The sequence below is a fragment of the Bradyrhizobium sp. Ken51 genome (assembly GCF_055807435.1).
Map to the genome: position 1 here is coordinate 23,602 of NZ_JBVVPB010000039.1, position 13,974 is coordinate 37,575.

A 13,974-nucleotide genomic window follows, 5' to 3' on the forward strand; every position below is an offset into this window, starting at 1 on the left:
CTTCACACGCTTCCTGATGACCCTCCCTGCCGCGGCCATCTCGTTCGTGTTCTCCTCCGCACCGGCTTTCGCCGACCTCAAGATCTGCAATCGGATGTCCTATGTCGTCGAGGCCGCGATCGGCATCGACGACAAGGCGGCGACCGCGACGCGTGGCTGGTTCAGGATCGACCCCGCCACCTGCCGCGTAGTGGTGCAGGGCACGCTCTCCGCCGACCGCATCCTGCTCAACGCCCGCGCGCTCGGCGTTTACGGCGCATCCCCGATCCCGCAGAACGGCAGCGACACGCTGTGCGTCGCGCAGGACAATTTCGTCATCGCGGCCGCGCGGCAGTGCCGCAGCGGCCAGACCCAGGCCGCCTTCACCCAGATTACCCCGACGCAAGGCGCGGACGGCAATTTCGTCGCCTATCTCGCGGAGGATTCCGAATATGACGACGAGCAGGCCCGCCTCGCCGGCATCCAACGGCTTTTGGTGATCGCAGGCTACGACGCCGCGCCGATCGACGGCGTCGACGGGCCGAAGACGCAAGGCGCGCTGGCCGCTTTCCTGAAGAGCCGCGGATTGTCGTCCGACATCCTGTCGTCGCCGAACTTCTTCAAGACCATGGTCGATGCCGTGCAGACGCCGTCTGCGACCGGCCTCACCTGGTGCAACGACACCACGCACAAGGTGATGGCGGCGGTCGCCACCGACGACGGCAAGTCGGTGACGAGCCGCGGCTGGTATCGCATCGACCCCAAGACCTGCCTGCACCCTGACGTGAGCGGCCAGCCGAAGCAGATCTTCAGCTTCGCGGAAGCCATCGACGCCGACAATCGAATCGTCAAGCTGAAGGACAAGCCACTGAACTGGGGCGGCGACAGGCAGCTTTGCACGCGCGAGACCAAGTTCGAGACCAACGAGCAGACCGACTGCGGCGCGCGCGGTTTCGCGGCGACGGGCTTCGGCGCGGTGGACATGTCGAGCGGCGGCAAGACGCTGCGGTTTGCGATGCCGTGATGGTGGAGCTGTGATCGTTCCGGTGCCACGCACTCCGCTGTCGTCCTGGCGAAAGCCAGGACCCATTACCCCAGGATTGGGTTTGGCGAAGAACGACGACCAGAGTGCCCCAATGATCGGTCACGGAGTATGGGTCCTGGCTTTCGCCAGGACGACGATTGAGGGTGGGGCGCCGCCGCTGCGGTCAACGGATAGAGAGTGAAAATGAAATCACCCCGCGCCTTTGCTCATGTCGACACCTGGGTGTTCGACCTCGACAACACGCTCTATCCGCACCACGTCAATCTGTGGCAGCAGGTCGATGCTCGCATCACCGAGTTCGTTTGCAACTGGCTGAATCTGACGCCGGTGGAAGCGCGCAAGATCCAGAAGGATTATTACCAGCGCTTCGGCACCACCATGCGCGGCATGATGACCCTGCATGGCGTCCGCGCCGACGACTATCTCGCCTACGTCCACAAGATCGACCACTCGCCACTGGAGCCTAACCCTGCGCTGGGCGAGGCCATCGCAAAACTGCCGGGACGAAAGCTGATCCTGACCAACGGCTCGGTCGATCATGTCGATGCGGTGCTCGCGCGGCTCGGCCTTGCCACGCATTTCGACGGCGTGTTCGACATCATCGCCGCCGAATTCGAGCCGAAGCCGGCGCCGCAGACCTACCGCAAGTTTCTCGCCGACCACGTGGTCGATCCGACCCGCGCCGCGATGTTCGAAGACCTCGCCCGCAACCTCACCGTCCCGCACGAGCTCGGCATGACCACCGTATTGGTGGTGCCGGATGGGACGAAAGAGGTCGTGCGCGAGGACTGGGAGCTGGCGGGCCGTGATGCGGCCCATGTCGACCATGTCACGGATGATCTGTCGGGGTTTTTGGAGAGGCTGTCCCATTGAATCGTAGCCCGGATGGAGCGCGAGCGAAATCCGGGGGTTTGTTGCGGTGAGACCGCCCCGGAATGCGCTTCGCTCCTTCCGGGCTACGGTCTTCGCGGGTGATGACCCCGAACCAAGCTTGACTCCGTCCCCCCAAATCCCGAAAAAGCGCTCCAATCCGTCAAAATTCCCGCCTGTCTCTGAGGAAATCCCGATGTCCCTGTCCGCCCTCGAATCCACCATCAACGGCGCCTTCGAGGCGCGCGACGGCGTCTCGACCTCGACCAGGGGCGAGGTCCGCGAGGCCGTGGATCACGCGCTGGAGATTCTGGACAAGGGTGAGGCCCGCGTTGCCGAGCGCGACGCCGACGGCAAGTGGAAGGTCAATCAATGGCTGAAGAAGGCGGTGCTGCTCTCGTTCCGCCTCAACGACATGGGCGCCATTCCCGGCGGCCCCGGCAAGGCGACCTGGTGGGACAAGGTGCCCTCGAAGTTCGACGGCTGGGGCGAGAACCGCTTTCGCGACGCCGGTTTCCGCGCCGTCCCCGGCTCCATCGTGCGCCGCTCCGCCTTCATCGCCCGCAACGTCGTGCTGATGCCGTCCTTCGTCAATCTCGGCGCCTATGTCGATGAATCCACCATGATCGACACCTGGTCGACGGTCGGCTCCTGCGCGCAGATCGGCAAGCGCGTGCACATCTCCGGCGGCGTCGGCATCGGCGGCGTGCTCGAGCCGCTGCAGGCCGAGCCCGTGATCATCGAGGACGATTGCTTCATCGGCGCGCGCTCCGAGGTCGCCGAAGGCGTGATCGTGCGCAAGGGCGCGGTGCTGTCGATGGGCGTGTTCCTGGGTGCCTCGACCAAGATCGTCGATCGCGACACCGGCGAGATCTTCCTCGGCGAAGTGCCGGAATATTCGGTCGTCGTTCCCGGCGCGCTGCCCGGCAAGCCCATGAAGAATGGCCAGATTGGCCCGAGCACCGCCTGCGCCGTCATCGTCAAGCGCGTCGACGAGCGCACGCGCTCCAAGACGAGCATCAACGAGCTGCTGCGGGATTGATCCGTCGATCGTCGCCCCGGCCTAGTGCGCAATGCGCACGGGGGCCGGGACGACACCAAGGGTCCATCGAACCCGCCCTCCCCCTATCGCGACCAACATTCGGGCGACCTCTCCCGCCCGGAGCCTTTGGCATGGACTGGACCTGGTATCTGTTCCGCTTCGACGGCCGCATCAACCGCGCGCTGCTGTGGCAGGCTCTGCTCATCGTCATGGTGCTGGCGGCGCTGCTCGGGATGATCGACCAGGCCATCAAGGTGCTGAACGGGGCCGCAACTTTCGCCTTCAACTTCAATTTCGACTTCGATTTCGGTGTCGACGACATCTTCAACGCGGTCGATCCCAGGGCCTATCGTCAGCTGGCTACGACCGATCGCGCGACCCTCGTCCTCAAAGTGTTCGGCAATTTGCTATTCCTGTGGATCTATCTCGCGACCGCGACCAAGCGGCTGCACGATCGCGACCGGAGCGGCTGGTGGCTGGTTCCGTTCTTCGTCGTGCCCGCGTTGTTCGACCAGTTCTCGGACCTGCTGCCCACCGAATCAAACTGGGTTCTTGCCCTCGCCTGGGCCGTGCACATTCCGTGGTTTTGGGGCCTCGTGGAAATGTTCATTGTGCCCGGCACCTCCGGCGACAACCGGTTCGGCCCCGATCCACTGGCCGACGTTGAAGATGGCTCCGCGCCCGCCTCCCCTGCGGCAAAAAGCTGGGACCAGCAGAGCGAGATCGAATTTGTCCCGCCCAGTGCTAGCCCACCCGGCGGCATGCATGTTAAGCGGGGCGCATGACCGATGCTCTCTCGATTGCCCGCGATCTCATCCGCTGCCCCTCGGTAACTCCGGCCGATGCCGGTGCGCTGGGTGTGCTCGAACATGTCCTCAACGCGGCAGGCTTCACATGCCACCGCGTCACCTTCAGCGAGCCCGGCACCGCCGACGTCGACAATCTCTATGCGCGGATCGGCACTGACGGGCCGCACATCACCTTCGCCGGCCACACCGACGTGGTGCCGCCGGGCGACGAAAGCGCCTGGAGCGTCGGCGCGTTCTCCGGCGAGGTGAAGGACGGCTTTCTGCACGGCCGCGGCGCGGTCGACATGAAAGGCGGCATCGCCTGCTCGGTTGCCGCGGTGCTGGAGCATCTCGCCGCGAACGACGGCAAGCCGCGCGCGGACGGACAGGGCTCGATCTCGTTCCTGATCACCGGCGACGAGGAAGACGTCTCCATCAACGGCACCATCAAGCTGCTGAAGTGGGCGGCGGAGCGCGGCGAGAAATTCGACCATTGCGTGCTCGGCGAGCCCTCCAATGTCGAGACCCTCGGCGACACCATCAAGGTCGGCCGCCGCGGCTCGCAATCCGGCACGCTGTACGTCGACGGCGTGCAGGGCCACGTCGCCTATCCGCACCGCGCCGCCAATCCGGTGCCTGATATCTCGCGGCTGATCGTGGCCATCTCGGACGAGCCGCTCGACCATGGCAGCGCGCAATTCCAGGCTTCCAATCTCGAATTCACCTCGGTCGACGTCGGCAACACCGCCAACAACGTCATCCCGGGACAGGCCCGCGCAAAGTTCAACATCCGCTACAACGACAACCACACCCAGGCGAGCCTGCGCGAGCTGGTCGAGACGCGGCTGACAAAAGCCTGCGGCAACCGCATCCGCGCCCGCATCGTCTGGGAGCCCTCGAACTCGAACGTGTTCGTGACCAAGCCCGGCCCGTTCACCGAACTCGCGGTGTCCGCGATCGAGGAGGTGACGGGCCGCAAGCCGGAGCTGTCGACCTCAGGCGGCACCTCGGATGCGCGCTTCATCTCGAGCTATTGCCCGGTGATCGAATTCGGCCTGGTCGGCCAGACCATGCACCAGGTCGACGAACGCGTACCGGTGGGGGATCTGGATCAGCTGACGAAGGTGTATCGCGGGATCTTGGCGAGGTATTTTGGGTAGGCTCTTCTGCCCGCCCAAACTCCGCTGTCATCGCCCGACTTGATCGGGCGATCCAGTATTCCAGAGACGGCAGCGACTGAGCCGAGAGGCCGCGGCGTACTGGATGCCCCGGTCAAGCCGGGGCATGACAGTGGTGGATGTAGCGAGAGCGCGCGCCCTCACCCCAATCAATAATCCACCTGCATCAGATACAGCCCGTCCGGCGGGGCGACGATGCCGCAGGCGGCGCGGTTGCGGGCTGCGAGCGCGGCCGAGAGATCGTCGGCGGTCCAGCGGCCTTCGCCGACCCACATCAGCGACCCCACCATCGAGCGCACCTGGCTGTGCAGGAACGAGCGCGCCGAAGTGAGAATCGTGATCTCGCGCCCGTCGCGCAGCACGTCGAGCTGATCGAGCGTCTTCTCCGGCGACCTGGCCTGGCACTCGGTGTCGCGGAAGGTGGTGAAATCGTGCTTGCCGAGCAGGCGCTGTGCCGCCGCATGCATCGCATCGGCGTCGAGCCGGCGCGGCACGCGCCAGGCGTGGCCGGCATCGAGCGCGAGATTGGCGCGGGTGTTGACGATGCGGTAGCGGTAGTGGCGCTTCACGGCCGAGAAGCGCGCCTCGAACGTTTCAGGCACGATGTCCGCTTCGAGCACCGCCACCGGATGCGGACGCAGATGCGCGTTCAAGCCGTCGCGAAAACGGCCCGGCGGAAACTGCTTGTCGATATCGACATGCGCGACCTGGCCGCGCGCGTGCACGCCGGCATCGGTGCGGCCCGCACCGTGCACACGCGCATCCGCGCCGGTCATCGCCTTGACGGCAGCCTCCAAAGCGCCTTGCACCGAGGGCAGCGTCTCCTGCACCTGCCAGCCGAAGAACGGCGCGCCGTCATATTCGATGATGAGCTTGTAGCGGGGCATCAGGCCAGCCGCATCGGCGGCTTGAGCGGCACGCCGCGCAGGAAGTCCGCGGCCTGCATGCGTGCCTTGCCTTCGCGCTGAAGCTCGATAAGGCGGATTGCGCCATCGCCGCAGGCGATGGTGAGGTGATCGTCGAGCACCTCGCCGGGTGCGCCCGCGCCTTTTGCCAGCTCGCAGCGCAGGATCTTCACCCGCGCATTCTCAAGCTCGGCCCAGGCGCCGGGAAACGGCGACAGGCCGTGGATATGGCGCAGCACCTTGCGCGCGGGCCTGGTCCAGTCGATCCGCGCTTCGGCCTTGTCGATCTTGGCGGCATAGGTGACGCCGTCCTCGCTCTGCTTTTTGAGCTGGAGCCCGCCGCGGTCGAGCGCGGCCATGGCGCGCACCATCAGATCGGCACCGAGCCGGGACAGACGATCGTGCAGATCCGCCGCGGTCATGTTGTCCGTGATCGCGAGCCGTTCCGCCATGGCGACGTCGCCGGTGTCGAGGCCAACATCCATCTTCATCACCATCACGCCGCTCTCGGCATCGCCGGCCATGATTGCGCGGTTGATGGGAGCGGCACCGCGCCAGCGTGGCAGCAGCGAGGCGTGCAGATTGTAGCAGCCGAGCTTTGGCGCATCGAGGATCACCTGCGGCAGGATCATGCCATAGGCGACGACGACCGCCGCATCGGCGTCGAAGGCACGAAATTCTTCCAGCGCCTCCGGCGTTTTCAACGTCTTCGGCGTCAGCACGGGAATGCCAAGCTTTCGCGCGGCCTCTTCCACCGGGGTCGGCTGCAATTGCAGGCCGCGGCGGCCGCCGGGCTTCGGCGCGCGCGTATACACGGCCGCGATCTCGTGGCCATGCGCGACGAGCTCGAGCAGCGTCGGCACGGAGAAATCGGGCGTGCCCATGAAGATCAGGCGGAGGGGCATGTGGCGGCGCTCGGTAAGGCTTGTTTCTCCGTCATGCCCGGGCTTGTCCCGGGCATCCACGGTCTTGGCGACAAAGCAAGCAAGGCGTGGATGGCCGGGTCAAGCCCGGCCATGACGGTGAGAAAGAACCTACTCACTCCGCGCGCTTGGCGGCTTTCTCGAACTTCTTCAGCACGCGGTCGCGCTTGAGCTTTGACAGATAGTCGACGAACAGCACGCCGTTGAGATGGTCGATCTCGTGCTGGATGCAGGTGGCGTAGAGGCCTTCAGCATCCTCCTCGTGCACCTTGCCGTCGAGATCCATGTAGCGCACCCGCACCTTCGCGGGGCGCTCGACCTCCTCGTAATATTCGGGGATCGACAGGCAGCCTTCCTCGTAGACCGACAGGTCCTCCGAGGAGGCGATGATTTCCGGATTGATGAAGACGCGCGGCTCGGGCTTGGTCTCGCCGTCCTGATCGGGCTTGGCGAGGTCCATGGTGATCAGCCGCAACGGCTGCGCGATCTGGATCGCCGCGAGCCCGATGCCGGGCGCGTCATACATGGTCTCGAACATGTCGTCGGCAAGCTTGCGGATCTCCGGCGTGACCTTCTCGATCGGCTTGGAGACCAGACGCAGCTGCTTGTCGGGCAGGATGATGATTTCTCTGAGGGCCATGGCCGCGATTTAAGCCGCGCGTTCGATGCGGTCAATCCGGCCGGGAACCCTGTTAACCCTCCACTAACCATAAAACTTCGGGTTTCGTTAACCATAAAAATTAACAGGGCGTTTACCATAAATGTTCGCTATTCGTTCGTGCCCCCAAGCGAATCGGCTAGAAGCAGGGGCATGAACGAGATCATTTTCATGCTCGGCGACTGGCCGGTGCGCACCGTGGACGCGCTGATCGGCTTCGGCGCCCTGGTCCTCATCCTGATGGTGGTGATCGCAGTCGTGATCGCGCGCTCCGGGCGGCGCGGCGCGGAACTCGCGATGGCCAACGCGATCCGCGCCGACGAACTCGAGGAGCGCATCAGCCAGATGTTGCATGCCCAGAGCGAGGCTTCGGGGCGCGTCGACGCCATGACCCAGACGCTGGCCGGCCGCCAGGCCGACATGGCACGCGCGGTCAACGAGCGGCTGGATTCGGTGACCCACCGGGTCGGCCAATCCATGGAGCACACCACCCGCAACACCATGGAGAGCCTGCGCGCGCTGCACGAGCGGCTCGGCATCATCGACAGCGCGCACAAGAACCTCACCGACCTCACCACACAGGTGACGACCCTGCGCGACGTGCTCGCCAACAAGCAGTCGCGCGGCGCCTTCGGTCAGGCGCGGATGGAGGCGATCGTCCAGGACGGTCTGCCGAAGGGCGCCTACGAGTTCCAGTTCACGCTTTCGACCGGCAAGCGCCCGGACTGCGTCGTGTTCCTGCCCGACCAGCGGCCACTCTGCATCGACGCGAAATTTCCGCTGGAAGCGATGACCGCGCTGCATGACGCGCGCACCGACGAGGAAAAGAGGATCGCCACGCAGCGGCTGCGCGGCGACGTCATGAAGCATGTCAGCGACATTGCCGAAAAATATCTCGTCGCCGGCGAGACCCAGGACATGGCGCTGATGTTCGTGCCGTCGGAATCGGTCTACGCTGAGATCCATGACGGTTTCGACGACGTGATCCAGAAGGCGTATCGCGCCCGCGTCGTGCTGGTGTCGCCGTCGCTACTGATGCTGGCGATCCAGGTGATGCAGCAGATCATGAAGGACGCGCGCATGCGCGATGCCGCCGACCAGATCCGCACCGAAGTGATCAAGCTCGGCGACGACCTCGGCCGCCTGCGCGACCGCGTGCTGAAATTGCAGAAGCACTTTGCCGACGCCAACGAGGACGTGCGGCAGGTGCTGATCTCCGCCGACAAGATCGAGAAGCGCGCCGGACGCATCGAAGAACTCGATTTCAGCAAGAGCGATGCACCGGAAGCGCCGCATCTCGTGGCCACCGGTGCTGCCGAGTTGTTCCCGAGGAAGCTTCAGGCGGGGGAGTAGAATATAGAACACACTGTCGTCGCCCGGCTTGACCGGGCGACCCAGTATCCCAGAGGCGGCAGATGGGCGGGCGCTGCTACTACGTGTACATTCTCGCCAGCAAGATGGGCGGCACGCTTTACATTGGCGTAACGAACGATCTCATCCGCCGTGTGGCCGAACACGAATTGCAGTTAGTCGAGAGCTTCACGAAGGAATATGACGTTGTGAAGCTAGTCTATTTCGAGCAATTCGATGATCCCGAGAATGCGATAAAACGCGAGAAGCGCCTGAAAAAATGGAAGCGCGCCTGGAAGATTGCGCTGATCGAGAAGGATAATCCTGATTGGAACGATCTCTATGCGGGGATCGCGGGTCCTCCATAACTCCCGCCTCTGGGATACTGGGTCGCCCGGTCAAGCCGGGCGACGACACCTCACTTGTGGCGGCCAGAATCTGCTAACACCCTGCCATGACCGCACCCGACGCGACCTCCCCTGCCGGCTCCGGCACGGCCCCCACCTCCTGGCGTGACAGCCTTGCCGTTTACCTGCAACCGCGGGTGCTGATCGTGCTGTTCCTCGGCTTCTCGTCCGGGCTGCCGCTGGCGTTGTCGGGCTCGACACTGCTGGTGTGGATGCGGGAATCCGGCGTCGATCTCAAGACCATCGGGCTGTTTGCGCTGGTCGGCACGCCCTACACGCTGAAATTCCTGTGGGCGCCGCTGGTGGATGCGATGCATGTTCCGCTGTTCACGCGCGCGTTCGGGCGGCGACGCGGCTGGTTGCTGTTCTCGCAATTGCTGCTGATCGTCGCCATCCTGCTGCTGGCGCTGACCGATCCCGCGCGCTCGCCGTTCTATGTCGCGCTCGGCGCCTTGCTGGTGGCGACGGCCTCGTCGACGCAGGACATCGTGGTCGACGCCTTCCGGGTCGAGAGCCTGCCGGAGAGCGAGCAGGCCGCCGGGATGGCGTCCTATGTCGCGGCCTATCGCATCGGCATGCTGGTCTCGACCGCCGGCGCGCTGTTCATCGTCTCGGGCTTCGAGAGCACCGGCATCACCCGCACCTCGGCCTGGATGTGGGGCTATGTGGTGATGGCGGCGATGGTGCTGATCGGGACGATCACAGCGCTGGTCGCGACCGAGCCGGAGCAGTCGGTGCGGGCGGAAGCCGCGACGCAGACGCAGACCGCGTTCGCGCGCGTGCTGCACGCGGCGATCGGCGCCTTCTCCGAATTCCTGACGCGCAAAGACGCGCTCGCCGCGCTCGCCTTCGTCGTGCTGTTCAAATTCACCGACGCCTTCTCCGGCACGATGACCGCGCCGTTCGTGATCGACCTCGGCTTCTCCCGCAACGACTACGCGGCGATCGTGAAGGGCGTGGGCCTCGCTGCGACGCTGATCGGCGGTTTTGCCGGCGGCTTCGTCGCGCGGCGCTATTCGCTTGCGAGCAGCCTCTGGATCGGCGGCGTGGTGCAGGCGCTCGCGAACCTCTCCTTCTCCTGGCTGGCCTTCGTCGGTACCAGCCAATGGGCGCTCGCCTTCGCCATCACCTGTGAGAACTTCACCAGCGCCATCGGCACGGTGATCTTCGTCGCCTATCTTTCGGCGCTCTGCCAGAACCCGCTGCACACGGCGACGCAATATGCGCTGCTCACCGCACTTGCCGCGGTGGGGCGGACCTATCTCTCGTCAGGCGCCGGCTTCGTGGCTGATACCACCGGTTGGCCGCTGTTCTTCGTGATCTGCATGCTGGTGGCGATCCCGAGCCTGGTGCTGCTGGCCTGGCTGCAGAAGCGCGGACATTTCGAGACGCTGGGGCCGGTAAGGGTTTGACACCACTGCTGTCATGCCCCGCGAAGGCGGGGCATCCAGTATTCCAGAGAAAGATGTGACTGACCGAGAAGCCGCGGCGTACTGGATCGCCCGGTCAAGCCGGGCGATGACACCGCAAGCGCGGTGAGGACATCGCGTGTGCCCCTACTGCTTCTTGATCAGGCTCCACTTCGTGATCACGGCTTCGCTCATCTGGCCCGGATCGCTGGCGCAGGCGATCTCGTCGACCTTGACCGAGATCTCCTTGCCGGCGAACGTCTTCAGCTGTGCGGCCTGCGCGTCGCCGCTCGGAACGAGCTGGAAGGTTTCGGGGCCGGTCTCGAGATTGCACAGCCCGCTCGGCGGCGGCAGCCGGCGCGGCTCGGAGGTGATCTGGTAGGTCGCAACCCGCTTGCCGACGTTCTTGACGTCGCGCACCTTCATCGTGTTCAGCTCGCCCGACAGCACCTCGCCGGCATTGATCGGCTTGCCGGGCTTCGACGGCGGCGGAGCCCCGTCGTCCTGCTGCGCGGAGACGGCCGGCGTGGCCAGCATCGTCAGCGTTGCGACCAAAGCCCATCGTGTGGCGAAAAGTTTCGTCATGTCGTCTGTTCCGTAAGTCTGGATGGCTAGAACAGGGTGCGCTGCCGCATCGCGGCCGATAGCGTACCTTCATCGAGATAATCAAGCTCGCCGCCGACCGGCACACCATGGGCGAGCCGGGTTACTTTTACGTTGGCGTCCTGAAGCAGGTCGGTGATGTAGTGTGCGGTGGTCTGGCCGTCGACGGTGGCATTCAGCGCCAGGATGACCTCATGCACCTGTGCCTCATGCGCGCGCGCGACCAGCGCCTCGATGGTGAGGTCCTGCGGGCCGACGCCGTCGAGCGGCGACAATGTCGCGCCCAGCACGTGATAGCGCCCTTGAGTGGCATTAGCCCGCTCCAGCGCCCAGAGATCGGCAACGTCGGCGACGACCACGATGATCGAGGGATCGCGCCTCGGATCGGTGCAGACCGTGCAGGGACTTTGCGTGTCGATGTTGCCGCAGGTCTTGCAGACCTGGACCTTGTCGAGCGCGACCTGCATGGCCGAGGACAGCGGCATCATCAGCGCTTCGCGCTTCTTGATCAGATGCAGCGCGGCGCGCCGCGCCGAGCGCGGGCCGAGGCCCGGCAGCCGCGCGAGAAGCTGGACCAGCCGCTCGATTTCAGGACCCGCAACAGCGCCCATCCTACTGGCCGAACAACCCCGACAGCCCCGGTGGCAGACCGAGCCCGCCGGTGAGCGACTGCATCTTCTCCTGCATGGCGGCTTCCGCCTTGCGGCGGGCCTCGCCGAACGCGGTGACGAGCAGATCCTCGAGCACCTCGCGCTCTTCCGCCTTCATCAGCGAGGGATCGATCTTGACGCCCTTGACGTCCATCTTCGCGGTCATGCGCACGGCGACGAGACCGCCGCCGGAGATGCCCTCGACCTCGACGTTGGCGAGCTGATCCTGCATCTCCTGCATCTTGGATTGCAGCTGCTGCGCCTGCTTCATCATGCCGAAAATATCGACCATCGGTGCTGTCCTTGGAAAAATTTGGCTCTAGAGATCGTCGCCGTCCGAACCGTCGGGCGGATCGTCACTGCCATAGTCGGCATTAATATCGGATTCCGGCGCCTCGGGGGCAAGCCTGCGGACCTCGACGACCTTCGCACCCGGAAAACGCGACAGAACCTCCCGCACGCGCGGATCGGCCTCGGCGGTGCGCGCATGTTCCTGCTTGGCCGCCTGGCTCACCGAGCGCAGCGTCGGCTGGCCCGGCTCGTTGGAGACGATCACGGTCCAGCGGCGCCCGGTCCAAAGCTCGAATTTGCGCGCGAGATCGGAAATCATGTTCTTCGAGGCGTTGGGCTCGAGCGCGACTTCCAGGCGCCCCTCCTCGAAACGAACGAGGCGCATGTCGCCTTCGAGCGCGCCCTTGGTCAGGAGGTCGCGCTTCTGCCCGGCCAGCGCAACGAGTTGGGTGAAGCTCGTGACGCGCAACACGGGCGCGGCAGCTTGCGGATCCGGCGCAGGCGTTGCCATCTGCGGACGGGCACCACCGCCGCCGCCGAACGAGGACGATGGCGATGTCGGCATGCGAACCGGAGCCGCGGACGCCACCGGCCCGGCCGGCGCGTTGCGCGCGGCACTGCCGCCGCTCACGACCGGCGAACCGCCGCCGTTCTGCTCCAGCATCTTGATCGCTTCGTCCGGCGTCGGCAGGTCGGCGACATAGGCGATGCGCACCAGCACCATCTCGGCGGCCGCGGCGGGCCGCGTCGCGGCCTGCACCTCGGTGATGCCCTTGAGCAGCATCTGCCACATCCGCGACAGCACGCGCATCGAGATCTTCGAAGCGAAATCCCGCGCGCGCACGCGCTCGGTCTCGCCATAGGCGACGTTGTCGGCGGTCGCCGGCACGATCTTCACACGGGTGACGAAATTGACGAATTCGGCGAGATCGGAGAGCACGACGATCGGATCGGCGCCGACGTCGTACTGGTCGCGGAACTCCCTGAACGCGGACGCGATGTCGCCACGCGCCAGCGAATCGAAGAGATCGATGACACGGGTGCGGTCGGCAAGCCCCAGCATCTGCCTGACGGCATCGGCCTTCACGGTGCCTGCCGCATGCGCGATCGCCTGATCGAGCAGCGAGAGCGAATCGCGCACCGAGCCTTCCGCGGCGCGCGCGATGATGCCGAGCGCTTCCGGCTCGATCTCGACGTTTTCCCTGGCCGCGATGTTGGCCAGATGCTTCATCAGCACGTCGGCCTCGACGCGGCGCAGGTCAAAACGCTGGCAGCGCGACAGCACCGTGACCGGAACCTTGCGGATCTCGGTGGTCGCGAACACGAATTTGGCGTGCTCCGGCGGTTCCTCCAGTGTCTTCAGGAAGGCGTTGAACGCCGCCGTCGACAGCATGTGGACTTCGTCGATGATGTAGACCTTGTAGCGGGCGCTGGCCGGCGCGTAGCGGACGCTGTCATTGATCTGACGAACGTCGTCGACGCCGGTATGGGACGCCGCGTCCATCTCCAGCACGTCCATGTGCCGGCTTTCCATGATCGCCTGGCAATGCACGCCGAGCGTCGGCATCTGGACCGTCGGGCCCTTCACCGAGCCATCCGGCATCTCGTAGTTGAGCGCACGGGCAAGGATTCGCGCGGTGGTGGTCTTGCCGACCCCGCGGACGCCGGTGAGAATCCAGGCCTGCGGAATGCGGCCGGTCTCGAACGCATTGGAGACGGTGCGGACCACGGCCTCTTGGCCGATCAAATCGTCGAAGCTGGAGGGACGGTATTTCCGCGCCAGCACCCGGTACGGCGTGCTGGCCTGGCCGGCGCTATCAGGGTTGGGAGGGGCGCCAGCGTCGGTCATCGGTCGATCCGCAATGAAGTGTCTTTC

The 13,974-nt window shown here is 65.2% G+C and carries 15 protein-coding genes; 8 read left to right on the plus strand and 7 right to left on the minus strand.

What is annotated here, in order from left to right:
- The first annotated feature begins 16 nt into the window (after positions 1 to 16).
- From AC0L27_RS36135 to dapE, 5 genes are all read left to right on the plus strand, one after another.
- Entirely contained in the window at positions 17 to 1,003 is a 987-nt protein-coding gene (locus AC0L27_RS36135) for a DUF1036 domain-containing protein (RefSeq protein ID WP_063996732.1), read from the plus strand.
- Positions 1,004 to 1,207: 204 nt separating this feature from the next.
- Entirely contained in the window at positions 1,208 to 1,897 is a 690-nt protein-coding gene (locus tag AC0L27_RS36140) for a pyrimidine 5'-nucleotidase (protein ID WP_354206278.1), read from the plus strand.
- A gap of 193 nt (positions 1,898 to 2,090) precedes the next feature.
- Positions 2,091 to 2,936, plus strand: coding sequence for a 2,3,4,5-tetrahydropyridine-2,6-dicarboxylate N-succinyltransferase (gene dapD / locus AC0L27_RS36145; RefSeq protein WP_473322497.1), 846 nt, complete (start codon positions 2,091 to 2,093; stop codon positions 2,934 to 2,936).
- 131 nt (positions 2,937 to 3,067) lie between these two features.
- Positions 3,068 to 3,721 carry a DUF805 domain-containing protein gene (locus AC0L27_RS36150; RefSeq protein WP_354206274.1) on the plus strand — a complete coding sequence of 218 codons (654 nt, stop codon included), beginning with the start codon at positions 3,068 to 3,070 and terminating at the stop codon, positions 3,719 to 3,721.
- Positions 3,718 to 4,884, plus strand: a complete 1,167-nt coding sequence (dapE, locus tag AC0L27_RS36155; RefSeq protein ID WP_354206272.1) for a succinyl-diaminopimelate desuccinylase — start codon at positions 3,718 to 3,720, stop codon at positions 4,882 to 4,884. The genes AC0L27_RS36150 and dapE overlap by 4 nt, the downstream gene beginning before the upstream one ends.
- Positions 4,885 to 5,051: 167 nt before the next feature.
- On the opposite strand, the gene truA is transcribed toward dapE, so the two are convergent.
- From truA to def, 3 genes are all read right to left on the minus strand, one after another.
- A complete protein-coding gene (truA, locus tag AC0L27_RS36160; RefSeq protein ID WP_354206270.1) occupies positions 5,052 to 5,789 on the minus strand; it encodes a tRNA pseudouridine(38-40) synthase TruA in 738 nt (245 codons plus the stop codon).
- Entirely contained in the window at positions 5,789 to 6,712 is a 924-nt protein-coding gene (gene fmt, locus AC0L27_RS36165; protein ID WP_354206268.1) for a methionyl-tRNA formyltransferase, read from the minus strand. The genes truA and fmt overlap by 1 nt, the downstream gene beginning before the upstream one ends.
- A 133-nt stretch (positions 6,713 to 6,845) precedes the next feature.
- Positions 6,846 to 7,370, minus strand: coding sequence for a peptide deformylase (gene def / locus AC0L27_RS36170; RefSeq protein ID WP_007604684.1), 525 nt, complete (start codon positions 7,368 to 7,370; stop codon positions 6,846 to 6,848).
- A 171-nt stretch (positions 7,371 to 7,541) separates the two neighbouring features.
- Between def and AC0L27_RS36175 the strand changes: the two genes are divergently transcribed.
- The 3 genes from AC0L27_RS36175 to AC0L27_RS36185 all read left to right on the plus strand — a co-directional run bounded on the left by AC0L27_RS36175 (position 7,542) and on the right by AC0L27_RS36185 (position 10,557).
- Entirely contained in the window at positions 7,542 to 8,741 is a 1,200-nt protein-coding gene (locus AC0L27_RS36175; protein WP_247357676.1) for a DNA recombination protein RmuC, read from the plus strand.
- 62 nt (positions 8,742 to 8,803) lie between these two features.
- Complete coding sequence (locus AC0L27_RS36180; RefSeq protein WP_473322502.1) at positions 8,804 to 9,106, plus strand: GIY-YIG nuclease family protein; 303 nt, start codon at positions 8,804 to 8,806, stop codon at positions 9,104 to 9,106.
- Between the two features lie 86 nt (positions 9,107 to 9,192).
- Positions 9,193 to 10,557, plus strand: coding sequence for an AmpG family muropeptide MFS transporter (locus AC0L27_RS36185; RefSeq protein ID WP_354206261.1), 1,365 nt, complete (start codon positions 9,193 to 9,195; stop codon positions 10,555 to 10,557).
- 144 nt (positions 10,558 to 10,701) lie between these two features.
- Here the strand turns inward: AC0L27_RS36185 and AC0L27_RS36190 are convergent, their stop codons facing one another.
- From AC0L27_RS36190 to AC0L27_RS36205, 4 genes are read right to left on the minus strand one after another with little or no spacing between them, the layout of a single operon-like run.
- On the minus strand, positions 10,702 to 11,139 hold the full coding sequence (locus AC0L27_RS36190; RefSeq protein ID WP_354206259.1) for a hypothetical protein: 438 nt from the start codon (positions 11,137 to 11,139) through the stop codon (positions 10,702 to 10,704).
- Between the two features lie 26 nt (positions 11,140 to 11,165).
- On the minus strand, positions 11,166 to 11,768 hold the full coding sequence (recR, locus tag AC0L27_RS36195; protein ID WP_275172876.1) for a recombination mediator RecR: 603 nt from the start codon (positions 11,766 to 11,768) through the stop codon (positions 11,166 to 11,168).
- A 1-nt stretch (position 11,769) separates the two neighbouring features.
- Positions 11,770 to 12,099, minus strand: a complete 330-nt coding sequence (locus AC0L27_RS36200; RefSeq protein WP_007597704.1) for a YbaB/EbfC family nucleoid-associated protein — start codon at positions 12,097 to 12,099, stop codon at positions 11,770 to 11,772.
- Between the two features lie 27 nt (positions 12,100 to 12,126).
- Positions 12,127 to 13,947, minus strand: coding sequence for a DNA polymerase III subunit gamma/tau (locus AC0L27_RS36205; RefSeq protein WP_473322503.1), 1,821 nt, complete (start codon positions 13,945 to 13,947; stop codon positions 12,127 to 12,129).
- Positions 13,948 to 13,974: the final 27 nt, after the last annotated feature.

Coding starts and splice junctions, on each gene's coding strand:
- def (WP_007604684.1), bottom strand. CDS start 7,370: ATGGCCCTCAGAGAAATCATCATCCTGCCCGACAAGCAGCTGCGTCTG.
- dapE (WP_354206272.1), top strand. CDS start 3,718: ATGACCGATGCTCTCTCGATTGCCCGCGATCTCATCCGCTGCCCCTCG.
- AC0L27_RS36150 (WP_354206274.1), top strand. CDS start 3,068: ATGGACTGGACCTGGTATCTGTTCCGCTTCGACGGCCGCATCAACCGC.
- AC0L27_RS36200 (WP_007597704.1), bottom strand. CDS start 12,099: ATGGTCGATATTTTCGGCATGATGAAGCAGGCGCAGCAGCTGCAATCC.
- AC0L27_RS36185 (WP_354206261.1), top strand. CDS start 9,193: ATGACCGCACCCGACGCGACCTCCCCTGCCGGCTCCGGCACGGCCCCC.
- AC0L27_RS36135 (WP_063996732.1), top strand. CDS start 17: ATGACCCTCCCTGCCGCGGCCATCTCGTTCGTGTTCTCCTCCGCACCG.
- dapD (WP_473322497.1), top strand. CDS start 2,091: ATGTCCCTGTCCGCCCTCGAATCCACCATCAACGGCGCCTTCGAGGCG.
- AC0L27_RS36175 (WP_247357676.1), top strand. CDS start 7,542: ATGAACGAGATCATTTTCATGCTCGGCGACTGGCCGGTGCGCACCGTG.
- AC0L27_RS36205 (WP_473322503.1), bottom strand. CDS start 13,947: ATGACCGACGCTGGCGCCCCTCCCAACCCTGATAGCGCCGGCCAGGCC.
- recR (WP_275172876.1), bottom strand. CDS start 11,768: ATGGGCGCTGTTGCGGGTCCTGAAATCGAGCGGCTGGTCCAGCTTCTC.
- fmt (WP_354206268.1), bottom strand. CDS start 6,712: ATGCCCCTCCGCCTGATCTTCATGGGCACGCCCGATTTCTCCGTGCCG.
- AC0L27_RS36140 (WP_354206278.1), top strand. CDS start 1,208: ATGAAATCACCCCGCGCCTTTGCTCATGTCGACACCTGGGTGTTCGAC.
- truA (WP_354206270.1), bottom strand. CDS start 5,789: ATGCCCCGCTACAAGCTCATCATCGAATATGACGGCGCGCCGTTCTTC.
- AC0L27_RS36190 (WP_354206259.1), bottom strand. CDS start 11,139: ATGACGAAACTTTTCGCCACACGATGGGCTTTGGTCGCAACGCTGACG.
- AC0L27_RS36180 (WP_473322502.1), top strand. CDS start 8,804: ATGGGCGGGCGCTGCTACTACGTGTACATTCTCGCCAGCAAGATGGGC.